Genomic DNA, 14564 nt, shown 5'->3' with positions numbered 1-14564 from the left:
CCGATGAAGCTGAGCCTGCCGCAACTCGTCGATCAGCGTGTGCTGGTGCTGGGCCTGGGTGACTCCGGCCTGGCCATGGCGCGCTGGTGCGCGGGGTTTGGCGCGCAGGTGACGGTGTGGGACTCGCGCGCGCAACCACCGCAGCTTGGCGCGTTGGGCGACACGGCGGCGTTCATCACGGGTGAGTTGACGGCCGAGATCGCGGCCAGCTTCAACGCCGTGCTAAAGAGCCCCGGCCTGTCGCCGCTGGATGCGCGCCTGGCCGCCGTCTATTCGCACGGCCCGGCTGTGCGTGGCGAGCTGGACCTGTTCGCCGACGCACTCGCGGCGCTGAAGGCGCAGCATGGCTACGCGCCCGCCGTGCTCGCCATCACCGGCACCAACGGCAAGACGACGACCACCTGCATGACCGGCTTGTTGGTCGAGCGCGCCGGCAAACGCGTGGCCATCGCCGGCAACATCGGCCCTACGCTGCTGGACACGCTGACCGAGGCGCTGGTGAATGAGCCCGAGCCGGCGCCGGTCGAGCTGCCGGCCGAGGTGGCAGCAGCCGAGGTCGAGGACGTGCCCGCTGAAGAGGTGGCGGAGCAAGCTGCAGTGCTGCCCGACGAGGATGCGCCGCTGCAGTCGCTGCAGTCGCTGCAGTCGCTGCCCATCGCGCCACCACCGCCGCGCGGCCCGGTGTTCGAGACGCTGCCCGAGGTCTGGGTGCTGGAGCTGTCCAGCTTCCAGCTCGACGGCGTCACCGGCTTCGAACCCACCGCCGGTGCCGTGCTGAACCTGACGCAGGACCACCTTGACTGGCACGGCGACATGGCCGCCTACGGCCGCGCCAAGGCGCGCATCTTCGGCCGCGAGTCCGTCATCGTCGCCAACCGCGACGACGCCGAGGTCGAAGGCCTCGTCCCCGCGCCGGTGTTCGTCAAGGGCAGCCGCGGCAAGCCCGGCCGCACGGTGTCGCGCCGCGTCGTGCGCTTCGGCCTGAACCCGCCGCGCGTGGCGGGCGACTTCGGCCTCGTCGACGAGGGCGGCCTGACCTGGCTGGTGCGCGCCCTGGAGCTGGACCCGACGATCAAGCGCAGGAAGGGCGATGACGCCGAGCCGCTCATCATCCAGCGCCTGATGCCCGCCGACGCACTGCGCGTGCGCGGCCGCCACAACGCCGCCAACGGCCTGGCGGCGCTGGCGCTGGCCTGCGCCGCAGGCTGCGAGCTGGCGCCGATGCTGCATGCGCTGCGCGAATACCGTGGCGAGCCGCACCGCGTGGAGCCCATCGGCAGCATCGACGGCGTCGAGTTCTACGACGACAGCAAGGGCACCAACGTCGGCGCCACCGTCGCGGCCATCTCGGGCCTGGGCGCGGACCGTGCGCCGGCCAAGCTGATACTCATCCTCGGTGGCGACGGCAAGGGCCAGGACTTCGCGCCGCTGGCCGACGGCGTGGCACGCCACGCCCGTGCCGTGGCGCTGATCGGCCGTGATGCCGCGCAGATCGAAGCGGCGCTGGCCGCCAGCGGCGTGCCCATGCAACACCACGCGACGCTGGAAGCCGCGACGGCCTGGTGCCTGACGCAAGCGCAAAGCGGTGACAGCGTGCTGCTGTCACCGGCCTGCGCCAGCCTGGACATGTTCCGCAACTACGCCCACCGCGCCGAGGTCTTCGTCGCCGCGGTGCAGCAGCTTGCCGATGAACGCGGGGTGGCCTTGTGAACGCCATCGCGGCAAAGCTGCAAGCGTTGTGGAAGCGCGGCGACGACGAGTCCGGCCCGGTGCCGGTGCGCGACTGGGTCTCCACGTCGGCCGGCCGGCCGACGCAGTTGCAGGGCTTTGACATCACCCTCGTCTGGGTCGTGCTGGCGCTGATGGCCCTGGGCCTGCTGATGGTCTATTCGGCCTCCATCGCGATGCCGGACAACCCGCGCTTCTCGCGCTACCAGCCGACGCACTTCCTGACGCGCCACCTGATCGCCATCGGCTTCGCGTTGACGGCCGCCTTCATCACGGTGCAGATCCCCGTGGCCCTGTGGGAGCGCTACGCGCCCTGGGTCTTCGTCGTCGCGCTGGTGCTGCTGGTGGCGGTGCTCATTCCCGGCATCGGCAAGGTCGTCTACGGCGCACGCCGCTGGATTCCTCTCGGCGTCATGAACTTCCAGCCCAGCGAGCTGGCCAAGTTCGGCATCGCGCTGTACGCGGCCAACTACATGATGCGCAAGATGGACGCGCGGGAGAACTTCTTCCAGGCCGTCACCCCAATGGCGATCTCGCTGGCCGTCGTGGGCGTGCTGCTGCTGGCCGAGCCGGACATGGGCGCCTTCATCGTCATCGCGGCCATCACGATGAGCATCCTGTTCCTGGGCGGCGTCAACGGCCGCATGTTCCTGCTCATCACGCTGGTGCTGGTGGGCGCCTTCGTGCTGATGATCACGTTGATCGATTTCCGCCGCGAGCGCATCTTTGCCTACCTCGACCCGTGGAACGAGAAGTACGCCCAGGGCAAGGCCTACCAACTGACTCACAGCCTGATCGCCTTCGGCCGCGGCGAGTGGTTCGGCCAGGGCCTGGGCAGCAGCGTCGAGAAGCTGCACTACCTGCCCGAGGCGCACACCGACTTCCTGCTCGCCGTCATCGGCGAGGAACTTGGCTTTGCGGGAGTGGCCGTGGTGATCCTTGCGTTCTTCTGGCTGACCCGCCGCTGCTTCCTCATCGGCCGCCAGGCCATCGCGCTGGACCGCGTGTTCGCGGGGCTGTACGCGCAGGGCATTGGCATCTGGATGGGCGGCCAGGCCTTCATCAACATGGGCGTGAACCTCGGCGCGCTGCCGACCAAGGGGCTGACGTTGCCGTTGATGAGCTTTGGTGGGTCGGCAATCTTGATGAACTGTGTGGCGTTGGCAGTTGTCTTGAGGATTGACCTGGAGAACAGGCAACTGATGAGGGGTGGGCGGTCATGACCCGTCACCTCGTGGTCATGGCTGCCGGCACGGGCGGTCACGTCATCCCAGGTCTTGCGGTTGCAGAAGAGATGCAGCGCCGTGGCTGGACCGTGTCGTGGATAGGCACGCCGCATGGCATGGAAAACCGCCTCGTGCCTGCGCGTGGCATCGCGCTGGACGCGCTGCCGTTTGCCGGCCTGCGTGGCAAGGGGCTCAAGCACACGCTGCGCGGCATCGTCGGCTTCTTCAAGTCGCTGGGCGCCGCGCGACGCGTCTACGCCGAACGCAAGGCCACCGCCGTGCTGGGCATGGGCGGCTATGTCTGCGTGCCGGCCGGCCTGAGCGCCGCGCTGACCGGCCGGCCACTGATGCTCGTCAACGCCGACGCGGCGATGCTCAAAAGCAACCTCGCGCTGAAGCCGTTCGCACGCCGCATCGCCTTCGGTTTCGACGGTGCAGCGGCTGCTTCGACGCGCGGCGCGGTCGTCAGCGGCAACCCGGTGCGCGCCGAGATCGAGGCCCTGCCCGCGCCCGCCGAGCGCATGGCCGATCGCATCGGCCCGCTGCGCCTGCTGGTGCTCGGCGGCTCGCTCGGCGCGCGTGCGCTGAACCAGACGCTGCCCGAAGCGCTGGCGCTGTGGCCCGAAGACCAGCGCCCGCAAGTGCTGCACCAGTCCGGCCAGGATCATCTCGGCGCCGTCTGGCAGGCCTACACCGATGCCGGGCTGACGGCCGAGGTGCGCCCCTTCATCGACGACATGGCCGCCGCACTCGCCTGGGCCGATGTCGTCGTCTGCCGCGCGGGCGCCATCACCGTCAGCGAACTCTGCGCGGCCGGCTGCGCAGCCGTGCTGGTGCCGCTGGTCGTCAGCACCACCTCGCACCAGCGCGACAACGCCGTCTTCATGACCCAGCACGGCGCCGCCATCCATCTGCCGCAGACGGAGCTGACGCCGCAGAAGCTGCATGAACTGCTGAGCGGCCTGGACCGTGGCGCGCTGCTGGCGATGGGCGAGAAGGCCCGCGCGTTGGCGCGCCCCCGCGCGGCTGCCCGCGTGGCTGACGAAATCGAAGGAATGTTGAAGTGAAACACGCCGTACAGCGTTTGCACTTTGTCGGCATCGGCGGCGCTGGCATGAGCGGCATCGCCGAGATCCTGCACAACCTGGGCTTCACGGTCAGCGGCTCGGACGCGGCCGAGAGCGCCACGACCGAGCGCCTGCGCGCGCTGGGCCTGCGCGTGGAGATCGGCCACTCGGCGCCGCACATCGGCGACGCGCAGGCGCTGGTCACCAGCACCGCCGTCGCCGCTGACAACCCGGAGGTCATGGCCGCCCGCGCGCGCCAGGTGCCCGTCGTGCCGCGCGCCGTCATGCTGGCCGAGCTGATGCGGCTGCGCCGTGGCATCGCCATCGCCGGCACCCATGGCAAGACGACGACCACGTCCCTGGTCACCGCCATCCTCGTCGAGGCCGGGCAAGACCCGACCTTCGTCATCGGCGGCAAGCTCAATGCCGCCGGCGCCAACTCGCGGCTGGGCAAGGGCGAGTTCATCGTCGTCGAGGCCGACGAGAGCGACGCGTCGTTCCTCAAGCTCAGCCCGGTGCTGGCCGTCGTCACCAACATCGACGAAGACCACATGGACACCTACGGGCATTCGGTGGAGAAGCTGCACGCGGCCTTCATCGAGTTCCTGCACCGCATGCCCTTCTACGGCGCCGCGGTGGTCTGCGCTGACGATCCCGGCGTGCAGGCCATCCTGGGCCGCGTTGAGCGACCGGTCGTCAGCTACGGCCTGTCGGCCGGCGTCAGTGTGCGCGCGGTCGACGTGCAGGCGCTGGCCGGCGCGCAGATGCGCTTCACCTGCGAGCGCGAAGGCGCCGAGCCGCTGGACGTGCTGCTGAACCTGGCCGGCGAGCACAACGTGCGCAACGCGCTGGCGGCCATCGCCATCGCGACCGAACTGGACTGCGCGGACGCCGACATCCAGAAGGCGCTGGCGAACTTCTCCGGCGTGGGCCGCCGCTTCGAGAAGCATGGCGAATGGCCGGCTGGCGATGGCGGCCGCTTCGAGCTGGTCGACGACTACGGCCACCACCCGGTCGAGATGGCCGCCGTGCTGGCCGCCGCGCGCGGTGCCTACCCCGGCCGCCGGCTCGTGCTGGCCTTTCAGCCGCACCGTTACACGCGCACGCGGGACTGCTTTGTGGACTTCGTCCGCGTGATGGCTGGCGCGGATGTCGTGCTGCTGACGGAGGTCTATTCGGCCGGCGAGTCGCCCATCATCGGCGCCACCGGTGAGGCGCTCGCGCAGGCCGTCGGCACGCCGAACTTCGTTCCGACGGTGTCCGACATGCCCGCCGCACTGGCCACGTTGACCCGCGACGGCGACGTCGTCATCGGCATGGGCGCGGGCTCGATGAGCAGCCTGCCGGGCCGCGTCGCCGCCCACTTCCAAGGAGGCGCTGCATGACCTCTCCCATCGATCTGAACATTGACGCGACTGCACTCGGCAAGGTCGCCGTGCTGTTCGGCGGCCACAGCGCCGAGCGGCCGGTGTCGCTGATGAGCGGCACCGGCGTGCTGGCCGCGCTGCAGTCCATCGGCGTGGACGCGCATGCCTTCGACCCCGCCGAGCGCCCGTTGCAGGCGCTCAAGGACGAGGGCTTTGCGCGCGCCTTCATCGCCTTGCACGGCCGTGGCGGTGAAGACGGCACCATCCAGGGCGCCCTCGAATGGCTGGGCATTCCGTACACCGGCTCCGGTGTGACCGCCTCCGGCGTGGCGATGGACAAGACCATGACCAAGCGGATCTGGGCCAACGAGGGCCTGGCGACGCCGCAATACCTGGCCTTGTCCCGCGCCGAGCTGACGCGCGAGCGCATCCGCCAGATCCCCGACACGCTGGGCCTGCCCGTCGTCGTCAAGCCGCCGCACGAAGGCAGCAGCATCGGCATCACCAAGGCCGCCGGCTACTCGGACATGCGGGCAGCCGTCGAGCTGGCGCTGGGCTTCGACGACGAACTGCTGTTCGAGCAATGCATCGAAGGCCCGGAGCTGACCTGCGCCGTACTGGGCGAAGGCGACGGCGCCGTCGCGCTGCCCGTCATCGAGATCCGCGCCGTGGCCGGCAATTACGACTTTGCCAACAAGTACGAGACCGACACGACGCAGTACCTGTTCGGCTCGCTGCCCCCCGCGCTGGAGACCGAGATCCGGCAACTCGTGCTGCGCGCCTATCGCCTGCTCGGCTGCCGGGGTTGGGGCCGCGCGGACCTGATGCTGCGCAAGTCCGACATGACCCCCTTCCTGCTGGAGATGAACACCAGCCCGGGGATGACCTCGCACTCGCTGGTGCCCAAGGCGGCGCAGGCGGTGGGTATCGACTACCCGCACCTGTGCCTGTGGTTGCTGTCGCAGGCCCGCCTTGACCGCGCTTGAACTGATGAACTCAGCTGCCGCCACCGCTGCGCTGCCGCCCGACATCCGCCTGATGAATGCGGTGTCGGCGCTGCTCGTCGCGGCCTTGCTGGTGACGGCGGCCTGGGGGCTGATGCGCTGGGTGGTGCGGCTGCCGGTGTTCAACCTGCGCGCCATCCAGGTCGAAGGCGATGTCAGCCGCAACAGCGTCGCGTCGCTGCGCGCCAATGCGCTGCCGCATCTGCACGGCTCCTTCCTCAGCATGAACCTGCAGCAAGGCCGTGCCGCCTTCGAGGCCGTGCCCTGGGTGCGCCACGCGCAGCTGCAACGCGTCTGGCCGATGCGGCTCAGGGTCCGCCTCGAAGAACACCGTGCCGCTGCCTACTGGGAAGCGCGCACGGACGGCGCAGACTCGGCCACCGAAGCGACGGCCGAGCGCGCGCTGGTGAACAGCTTTGGCGAGGTCTTCCAGGCCAACCTGGGCGATGTCGAGGACGAGACGCTGCCCGTGCTGGCCGGCCCTCCCCAGGCCGCCGGCACCATGCTGCAGATGTGGCGGGCCCTGTCGCCGGACGCCGAACGCTTAAGCGAAAGCATCGAGCGCCTGGACCTGTCCGGCCGCGGCTCCTGGCGCGCGACGTTTGCCAGCGGCGCCGTCATCGAGCTGGGCCGTGGCGGCGAGCAGGAAGTCGTCGAGCGCTTCGGCCGCTTCGCCCACTCCGTCACCCAGGTCACCGGGAACTACCGCAGCCCGCTGCTGTCCGCCGACCTGCGCCATGCCGACGGCTACGCGGTCAGGCTGCGCGGCGTGACGACGGAAATGCCGGGTAAACCCGTAAATAGAAAACGCTGAGGACGGACATGCCCAAGGAATACAAGGATCTGGTCGTCGGTTTGGATATCGGCACTGCCAAGATCATGGCCGTCGTGGCCGAGGTTTTGCCGGGCGGTGAATTGCGCATCGCCGGCCTCGGCGTGGCGCCGTCGCATGGCTTGAAGCGCGGCGTCGTTGTCAATATCGATGCCACCGTGCAGTCCATTCAACAGGCCTTGAAAGAGGCCGAGATGATGGCCGACTGCAAAATCTCCCGGGTTTACACGGGGATCACCGGCAGCCATATCCGCGGCCAGAACTCCACCGGCATGGTCATCGTGCGCGACAAGGAGGTCACGCCAGTCGACGTGACGCGGGTCGTGGAAACTGCCAAGGCCATCAATATCCCCAACGACCAGCGCCTGTTGCTGGTCGAGCCGCAGGAATTCGTCATTGATGGCCATGAGGTGAAAGAGCCCATCGGCATGAGCGGCGGGCGGCTGGAGGTCAAGGTCCATATCGTGACCGGCGCTCAAAGTGCGGCGGAAAACATCGTCAAATGCGTGCGCCGCTGCGGCCTGGAGGTCGACCAGCTGGTTTTGAATCCCAGTGCCTCCAGCCATGCCGCGCTGACCGCCGACGAGCGCGACCTGGGCGTTGCGCTGGTGGATATCGGCGCCGGCACCACCGATGTGGCTATATTCACAGGTGGCTCCATCCGGCATACCGCCGTCATTCCGATTGCTGGCGACCTGATCACCAGCGATATCGCGATGGCGCTGCGCACGCCGACCAAGGATGCCGAGGAAATCAAGGTCGAATATGGCGTCGCCAAGCAGTTGCTGGCCGACCCATCCGACCAGGTGGAAGTGCCCGGCCTGGGCGACCGCAGCCCCAGGATGCTGTCCAAGCAGGCGCTGGCCGGCGTCATCGAGCCGCGCGTCGAGGAAATATTTTCCCTCGTGCACCAGGTCATTCGCGAGAGCGGATATGAGGAATTGCTGTCCTCCGGGATTGTGCTGACCGGCGGTTCGGCGGTGATGCCGGGCATGGTTGAACTCGCCGAGGATATTTTTCTGAAACCTGTCCGACGCGGTCTGCCCACCTATTCGGGGGCCCTTTACGACATGGTTGCCAACCCCCGCTCGGCAACCGTCATGGGCTTGCTGGAAGAAGCCCGGCTGTCGCGCAGCCGGGGTTTCAAGGCGGCCCAGCAGGCCGGCTCGGTGCAAACCCTGCTCGGCCGCATCAAGGACTGGTTCATGGGGAATTTTTGACCCCCTAAAAGCCATGCTCGGACGTGAAAAATTTGTTGCAGCAACTGGTTATTTTTTTTGTGCCACGGCACAATTGCCGAAGTTAGGAGATTGATATGCCCATCGAGATGATCGAAGAGTTTGACCAAGGCACCCAAATCAAGGTGATCGGGGTCGGTGGTGGCGGCGGCAACGCGGTGGACCACATGATCGCCCAGGGCGTGCAAGGCGTTGAATTCATCTGCGCCAATACCGACGCGCAAGCGCTGAACCGCTCCAAGGCGGATCAATTGCTGCAACTCGGCACCTCCGGCCTGGGCGCCGGCGCCAAACCCGAAATGGGTCGCGCCGCCGCTGAAGAAGCCGAGAACCGCATTCGCGAATCCATTGCCGGCGCCAATATGCTGTTCATCACCGCCGGCATGGGCGGCGGTACCGGCACGGGCGCGGCGCCGATAATTGCCCGCGTCGCCAAGGAAATGGGCATCCTGACCGTTGGTGTCGTCACCAAACCCTTCGAATTCGAAGGCGGCCGGCGCGCCAAGGCGGCCGACGCCGGCCTGGCCGAACTCGAAGCCAATGTCGACTCGCTGATCGTCGTGTTGAACGACAAGCTGCTCGACGTGCTGGGCGACGACGTCACACAGGACCAGGCCTTCGCGCACGCCAATGACGTGCTGAAGAACGCTGTTGGCGGCATTTCGGACATCATTCACATCCCCGGCCTGGTCAACGTCGACTTCGAGGACGTCAAGACCGTGATGAGCGAGCCGGGCAAGGCCATGATGGGCACGGCGCAAGCCGGCGGCCCGGACCGCGCCACCAAGGCCGCTGAAGCCGCCGTCGCCTGCCCGCTGCTGGAGGGCATTGACCTGTCCGGCGCGCGTGGCGTGCTGGTGTTGATCGCCGCGAGCCGCGCCAACTTCAAGCTGAGCGAGTCGCGCAACGCGATGAACGCCATCAAGCGTTATGCGTCGGAAGAAGCGCACATCATCTACGGCACCGCCTACGACGAAAGCCTGGGCGACTCGCTGCGCGTGACCGTCATTGCCACCGGCCTGACCGCCGGCCGCGCCCGCCAGCAGGCGCCGCTGCAAGTGGTGCAGACCCACCAGGTCGTGCGCAACGGCACCGACGGCGTGGCCATGCCGGTGCTGACGCAGGCGGTGGCCATGGCCGCGCCGACGGCACAACACGCCAACGTCGGCCTGGGCCTGGGTGACTTCGCGAACGCCAACGTGCCCAGCGTCTGGCGCCATGGCCGTTCGGGCAGCGCGGCCGCCAAGGTCGAGGCGCTGTCGTCCAACGGCATGGACGAAATCGAGATCCCTGCCTTCCTGCGCAAGCAAGCTGACTGAGTAGTTTTTGCTTCACGCAAAGGGCGAGTCGTGAGACTCGCCCTTTTGCTTTGTCAGGACGCGCGAACGGCTGTGACCGCAGGCTTGGCCGTGCCTGAAAGCAAAGCCAGCAAACCGCCACCCGCAAGCACCAGCGCCAACGCATCCACGCGCGCACCTGGCAGGGTCGCCGCCGTTGTCGTCAGCATGGCGGCGGCGGCCATCTGCAGGAAGCCCAGCAGCGCTGAAGCCTGCCCTGCCTGTGACGCGAACGGCGTCAGCGCCAGCGCCGTGCCGGTGGGCGACACCAGGCCCATGCCGAACAGGAAGACGCAGCCGGACACGGCGAAGCCGATGAGGCTTGCAGCGGGGCTGATCAGCATCGCCAGCCCGCCCACGACCGCCAGCGCCGCACCCACTCGCAGCACCGTGGGCGCGCCCCAGCGTGCCGTCCAGCGCGGCGCCGTCTGGCCGGCGGCGAAGACGACGAACACCGTCGCCGCGAAGAACAGCCCCACCTGCAGCGCCGAGAAGCCAAAGCTGCCCGCCAGGACCAACGGCGCCGTGCCGAAGAAGGCGAACAGCGCGCCGAGGATGGCCGCCGTCGCCAGCGCCGGGCGCAGGAAGCGGGCGTCGGCCAACAGCTTGCCATAGCCACGCGCCAGCGCGCCCACGGGCTGATGACGGCGGCGCTCGGTGGGCAGCGTTTCGCCGACGATGCGCCCATAGGCGAGCGCCAGTGCCAGGCCGGCCAGCACCAGCACGGCGAACAACGCCCGCCATCCCCAGGCCGCCTGCACCAGGCCGCCGAGCAGCGGCGAGAAGCCGGGCGCGGCCGCCATGACGACCATGATGCGGCCCAGCAGCGCCGCGAGCAACGTGCCTTCGAAGCGGTCGCGCGCGGCGGCCCGTGCCAGCACGGAGGCCGCAGCAGCGCCGAGCGCCTGCAGCACCCGGCTGGCCAGCAGCAGCGGCAGCGTGCCTGCGAACGCGCCCACGAGGCTGCCGGCCACGAACAAGGCCAGACCGCCGAGCACGACAGGCCGGCGGCCCATGCGGTCCGACAGCGGCCCGACGATGAGCTGGGCCAGCGCAAACACCGCGAGGAAGAGGCCCAGCACGCCCGCCGTCAACTGCGCCTCGTCGACGGCCAGCGACTGCGCGATGACCGGCAGCGAGGGCAGCAGGATGTTGGTGGACAGCGTCGCCAGCGCCGACAGCGCGGCCAGCGTCAGCAGCCAGGGGCGCGGCACCGTGTTCATGTCGACGCACCATCGGCGATGAAGGCCACGCTGCGGGCGATGACGTCGGTATCGGCCAGCAGCCGGCGGTGGCCGAGCCCGGTCAAGGGTTCAAGGTGCGAGCCAGGCCAGGCGGCGTGCAGCGCCTGCGACGCTGCGAACGGCACGATGCGGTCCTCGGTGTCATGGACGATGAGTCCGGGGTGGCGCAGGCCGTGCTGGAGCCGCTCCAGGTCCACGTTCGCGATGCGCGTGCCGATGAAGTTCTCGACCCAGCCGGTGAATGCGGCCGCATCCGACGGCACCAGGCCTTGTGCCCTGGCGATGCCCTTGACCATGGGTGTCAGCGACGACGGCCCGGCCAGGTGCACGCTGCGCTTCACCGGCAGTCCATGCGCAAAGGCCAGCAGCGCGGCGGCCGAGCCCATCGAATGGCCGATGACGCCGTGCACCGAGCCGATGTCTGCCATCAGCGCACGCAGCGCGCGGCCGGCATGGACGACGCTGGCGGCATGGCCGGTCGAATCGCCATGGCCGGGCAGGTCGAACAGCGTCACCGAGAAGCCGGCATCGACCAGCGGCCGCGCGAACCCGAGCAGGTGCGCGCCACGGCTGTTCCAGCCATGCACCAGCAGCACACGCGGCCCGACGCCCAGCGTCCAGCGCGCGAGCTCGAGGCCTTCGTGGCGCAGCGGCGCCTCGGCGGCCGCGGCGAGCGCGGCCTCCTCGGCGGCGCTCAACGCGACACGTTCGGGCGTCGAGAAGGCGTGGCGGGCGGCGGCGAGGCGGCCGTCGTCGTGGGCCGGGCCGAGGTCGCGGTTAGCGCCGGTGACGAAGCCGGCGGCGTTGCTGAACTGCATGGTGGTGCCTCTGCGCGTTTCATGTCGACTGACATGATTAGTATAAATGTCGATCAACATATAAACTTGGTCAAGTCCCATCTCTGGAGGCCCCATGAAAGTCACCCGCGCCCAGGCCGAAGAGAACCGCGAACGCATCCTCGACAACGCCGCCCAGCTGTTCCGCGAGCGCGGCTTTGATGGCATCGGCCTGAACGACCTGATGCAGGCCGCCGGGCTCACGCGCGGCGGCTTCTACGGCCACTTCGAGTCCAAGGACGACCTCGCCGCCCAGGCCACGCGGCGTGCACTGGCGGCGAACCGCGAGCAGTGGAAGAAGCAGACCGCCCGCGGCCTCGCCACGTGGGTCAAGGCCTACCTGTCCGACGCGCATCGCGACCACATCGGCGCGGGCTGCGGGCTGGTGGCGCTGGCGGGCGACGCGGCGCGCGGCGCGCCGGCCGTGAAGGCGGTTTTTGCCGAGGGCGTGGGTGGCTTCATCGACACCCTGCAGGCGCAGATGCCCGGCGGCACGCCGGCCGAGCAGCGCGAGCAGGCGCTGGCCATGTTGTCGACGCTGGTCGGCGCGCTGCTGCTGTCCCGTGCCGTGGGCGACGCCGGCCTGTCGCGCGAGCTGCGCGACGCCGCGCGCAAGCACCTGCCGACAGGCGGCGGCTGAGGCCCGTCGGGCGGGCAGGGATTGCCGGGCCCCTGTGGCATGCTCGCGGCCCATGTCAATGCCTAGAAATCGTCGCGATGTCTGAATACCGCGCCGTGCTGCGGGCTTGGCTGTTCATGCTGGCCCTGAGCTTCGCGCTGCCGGCGCTGGCCCAGCGCCTGCCGCAGCACAGCCCGCACCATGCGGCCGACGAGGCTGCGCCTACCGAGATCGCGACGACGGCCTTGAGCCGCGACCAGCTCGATGCCTGGTGGGCCGCCTTGCGCCGTCAGGCGCTGGCCACCAGCGGGCCGCTCAATCTGCCGGCCGAGCTGCTGCCGCCGCAGGACGCCGCAGCCTGGCAGCCGGTGGCCATGCCGGACGTGCGCGCCCGCCCCGGCGCCGCCGTCGTCAGCGATGCGGGCGGCTATGAGATGCGCTGGTACCGCGTGCATGTGCCGGCCGATGTCGACGCGCCGCAAGCCCTCTACCTGCCGCGCCTGGTGACCTTGTCCGCCGCGGTGCTGGCGCGCACGGACGAGGGCGGCTGGCGGCTGCTGCTGGACAACCAGCATGTCGAGCGCGAGCAATGGGTGCAGCCGATCTGGCTGCCGCTGCCAGGCAATGGCGCGCGTGCGCTGGAGCTGGTCATCGCGCTGCCCGTGCCGGCGGGCAGTTATCACGCGGTGTCGCGCATCTGGCTCGGCCCGCGCGACGTGCTGGAGAAGCGCTGGCAATGGCGCGTGCGCATGCAGACCGGCCTGCCGCAGGCGGTGAGCCTGACGCTGGCCGTGCTCGGCTTTTTCGCGCTGACGCTCTGGCTGCGTCGCCCCGGCGACGCCATCTACGGCCTGTTTGCCCTCGTTGCCGCCGCCTGGATGGTGCGCAACTTGCACTACTACGTCAGCCTGCCGGCGTCGACGGCGGGGCAGGACTGGTTCTGGTGGCTCACGCATGCGTCCATGGCCTGGGTCATGTTGACCGCGCTGCTGTTCGCGCTGCGCTTTGCCAGGCGCCGCTCGCTGCCGCTGGAGCGGGCACTGATCGCGGCCGTCGTGGGCGTCAGCGTCGTCAGCATGCCGCTGTGGCTGCGCCAGCTCGACATGGTCGTGCTGCAGTACGCGGTCACGGCGCTCGTGGCCGCCGTCGGCACGGGCTGGCTGGCTTTCCTGGCCTGGCGCGAGCGCCTGCCCGAGCTGCGCGTCATGGCGCTGGCCCTCGTCGTCGGCGTGCTCTTCGGCGCGCACGACCTGGCCGTGCTGGCCGGCTGGGCCTGGCCCGAGCATTCCTTCTGGATGCCGCTTGCGACGCTGACCGTCATGCTGAGCTTCCTGTATGCGGTGCAGCGCCGCTACGTCGGCACCGTCGAGCAGGTGCAGGCCGAGAACAGCCAGCTGCAGGAAGACCTGGACGAGCAGGTCTCGGTGCTGCAGGCGCAGAACGCGCAACTCCGCGAGGTGGAACGCCAGCAGGCGCTGCTGCTGGAGCGCCAGCGCATCATGGCCGACATGCACGACGGCCTGGGCTCGTCGCTGCTGTCGGCGCTGGTGGCGATGGAGCAGGGCAGCATGTCGCACGAGCAGTGCGTGGAGGTGCTGCGCGAATGCGTGGACGACCTGCGTCTCGTCATCGACTCGCTGGAGCCGGTCGGCCACGACCTCGTCTCGCTGCTGGCGACGATGCGCTACCGCCTGGGCAAGCGCTTGCAGATCGGCGGCCTCAAGCTCGACTGGGACGTGCAAGACCTGCCCCCGCTGGCCTGGCTGGAGCCGCCCGATGCGCTGCACGTGCTGCGGCTGATGCAGGAGGCGCTGAACAACGTGCTCAAGCACGCCCACGCCAGCCGCGTGCGCATGGTCACGCGCCACCACGGCAGCTATGTCGAGATCCGCGTCGAGGACGATGGCGCCGGCTTCGACCTGCAGAACATCCGGCACGGCCGCGGGCTGAAGAGCCAGATCAAGCGCGCCCAGCGCCTGGGCGGCAAGCTGCGGGTCGACTCCTCGCCAGGAAATGGCACCAGGCTATCGCTGCGATTGCCCGTTGAGCGAAAGAACCACGGCTGA

At 69.2% G+C, this 14564-nt stretch carries 12 protein-coding genes; 10 read left to right on the top strand and 2 right to left on the bottom strand.

What is annotated here, in order from left to right; translation table 11 throughout:
- Nucleotides 1-3 precede the first annotated feature (3 nt).
- The 8 genes from murD (at nt 4) to ftsZ (ending at nt 9781) form a co-directional block, all read left to right on the top strand.
- Nucleotides 4-1710 carry a UDP-N-acetylmuramoyl-L-alanine--D-glutamate ligase gene (gene murD / locus ACG00Y_RS21510; RefSeq protein ID WP_394482423.1) on the top strand — a complete coding sequence of 569 codons (1707 nt, stop codon included), beginning with the start codon at nt 4-6 and terminating at the stop codon, nt 1708-1710.
- Nucleotides 1707-2951 (top strand): putative lipid II flippase FtsW, encoded by a 1245-nt coding sequence (gene ftsW, locus ACG00Y_RS21505; protein WP_394482422.1) that lies wholly within the window; start codon nt 1707-1709, stop codon nt 2949-2951. The genes murD and ftsW overlap by 4 nt, the downstream gene beginning before the upstream one ends.
- The gene (gene murG, locus ACG00Y_RS21500; RefSeq protein WP_394482420.1) at nt 2948-4021 is read left to right on the top strand and encodes an undecaprenyldiphospho-muramoylpentapeptide beta-N-acetylglucosaminyltransferase; all 1074 of its coding nucleotides are present in this window, start codon (nt 2948-2950) and stop codon (nt 4019-4021) included. Before ftsW ends, murG begins: the two co-directional genes overlap by 4 nt.
- Nucleotides 4018-5406: a UDP-N-acetylmuramate--L-alanine ligase gene (murC, locus tag ACG00Y_RS21495; RefSeq protein ID WP_394482418.1), complete on the top strand. Its 1389-nt coding sequence runs from the start codon at nt 4018-4020 to the stop codon at nt 5404-5406. The genes murG and murC overlap by 4 nt, the downstream gene beginning before the upstream one ends.
- Nucleotides 5403-6374, top strand: a complete 972-nt coding sequence (locus ACG00Y_RS21490) for a D-alanine--D-alanine ligase (RefSeq protein WP_394482416.1) — start codon at nt 5403-5405, stop codon at nt 6372-6374. Before murC ends, ACG00Y_RS21490 begins: the two co-directional genes overlap by 4 nt.
- A gap of 4 nt (nt 6375-6378) precedes the next feature.
- Complete coding sequence (locus ACG00Y_RS21485) at nt 6379-7206, top strand: cell division protein FtsQ/DivIB (RefSeq protein WP_394482415.1); 828 nt, start codon at nt 6379-6381, stop codon at nt 7204-7206.
- Between the two features lie 8 nt (nt 7207-7214).
- The gene (ftsA, locus tag ACG00Y_RS21480) at nt 7215-8444 is read left to right on the top strand and encodes a cell division protein FtsA (protein WP_394482413.1); all 1230 of its coding nucleotides are present in this window, start codon (nt 7215-7217) and stop codon (nt 8442-8444) included.
- Nucleotides 8445-8539: 95 nt separating this feature from the next.
- The gene (ftsZ, locus tag ACG00Y_RS21475) at nt 8540-9781 is read left to right on the top strand and encodes a cell division protein FtsZ (protein ID WP_394482411.1); all 1242 of its coding nucleotides are present in this window, start codon (nt 8540-8542) and stop codon (nt 9779-9781) included.
- A gap of 53 nt (nt 9782-9834) precedes the next feature.
- On the opposite strand, the gene ACG00Y_RS21470 is transcribed toward ftsZ, so the two are convergent.
- Both ACG00Y_RS21470 and ACG00Y_RS21465 read right to left on the bottom strand, forming a co-directional pair.
- Nucleotides 9835-11022 (bottom strand): Bcr/CflA family efflux MFS transporter, encoded by a 1188-nt coding sequence (locus tag ACG00Y_RS21470; RefSeq protein ID WP_394482409.1) that lies wholly within the window; start codon nt 11020-11022, stop codon nt 9835-9837.
- Nucleotides 11019-11861: an alpha/beta hydrolase gene (locus ACG00Y_RS21465; RefSeq protein ID WP_394482408.1), complete on the bottom strand. Its 843-nt coding sequence runs from the start codon at nt 11859-11861 to the stop codon at nt 11019-11021. The genes ACG00Y_RS21470 and ACG00Y_RS21465 overlap by 4 nt, the downstream gene beginning before the upstream one ends.
- 94 nt (nt 11862-11955) lie before the next feature.
- Between ACG00Y_RS21465 and ACG00Y_RS21460 the strand changes: the two genes are divergently transcribed.
- Both ACG00Y_RS21460 and ACG00Y_RS21455 read left to right on the top strand, forming a co-directional pair.
- A complete protein-coding gene (locus ACG00Y_RS21460) occupies nt 11956-12519 on the top strand; it encodes a TetR/AcrR family transcriptional regulator (protein WP_394482406.1) in 564 nt (187 codons plus the stop codon).
- Between the two features lie 77 nt (nt 12520-12596).
- Nucleotides 12597-14564 carry a sensor histidine kinase gene (locus ACG00Y_RS21455; protein WP_394482404.1) on the top strand — a complete coding sequence of 656 codons (1968 nt, stop codon included), beginning with the start codon at nt 12597-12599 and terminating at the stop codon, nt 14562-14564.

It is taken from the genome of Pelomonas parva, assembly GCF_043555835.1.
In the GTDB taxonomy this organism is placed as follows: domain Bacteria; phylum Pseudomonadota; class Gammaproteobacteria; order Burkholderiales; family Burkholderiaceae_C; genus Pelomonas; species Pelomonas parva.
The sequence above is the reverse complement of the archived record's forward strand: the minus strand, read 5'-3'. Positions and strand labels throughout refer to the sequence as shown.

Bases quoted from the DNA above. Each gene is read 5' to 3' on its own strand.
- ftsZ (WP_394482411.1), top strand. From the start codon at position 8,540: ATGCCCATCGAGATGATCGAAGAGTTTGACCAAGGCACCCAAATCAAG.
- ACG00Y_RS21490 (WP_394482416.1), top strand. From the start codon at position 5,403: ATGACCTCTCCCATCGATCTGAACATTGACGCGACTGCACTCGGCAAG.
- ftsA (WP_394482413.1), top strand. From the start codon at position 7,215: ATGCCCAAGGAATACAAGGATCTGGTCGTCGGTTTGGATATCGGCACT.
- ACG00Y_RS21470 (WP_394482409.1), bottom strand. From the start codon at position 11,022: ATGAACACGGTGCCGCGCCCCTGGCTGCTGACGCTGGCCGCGCTGTCG.
- ACG00Y_RS21460 (WP_394482406.1), top strand. From the start codon at position 11,956: ATGAAAGTCACCCGCGCCCAGGCCGAAGAGAACCGCGAACGCATCCTC.
- ACG00Y_RS21455 (WP_394482404.1), top strand. From the start codon at position 12,597: ATGTCTGAATACCGCGCCGTGCTGCGGGCTTGGCTGTTCATGCTGGCC.
- murD (WP_394482423.1), top strand. From the start codon at position 4: ATGAAGCTGAGCCTGCCGCAACTCGTCGATCAGCGTGTGCTGGTGCTG.
- murG (WP_394482420.1), top strand. From the start codon at position 2,948: ATGACCCGTCACCTCGTGGTCATGGCTGCCGGCACGGGCGGTCACGTC.
- ACG00Y_RS21485 (WP_394482415.1), top strand. From the start codon at position 6,379: ATGAACTCAGCTGCCGCCACCGCTGCGCTGCCGCCCGACATCCGCCTG.
- ACG00Y_RS21465 (WP_394482408.1), bottom strand. From the start codon at position 11,861: ATGCAGTTCAGCAACGCCGCCGGCTTCGTCACCGGCGCTAACCGCGAC.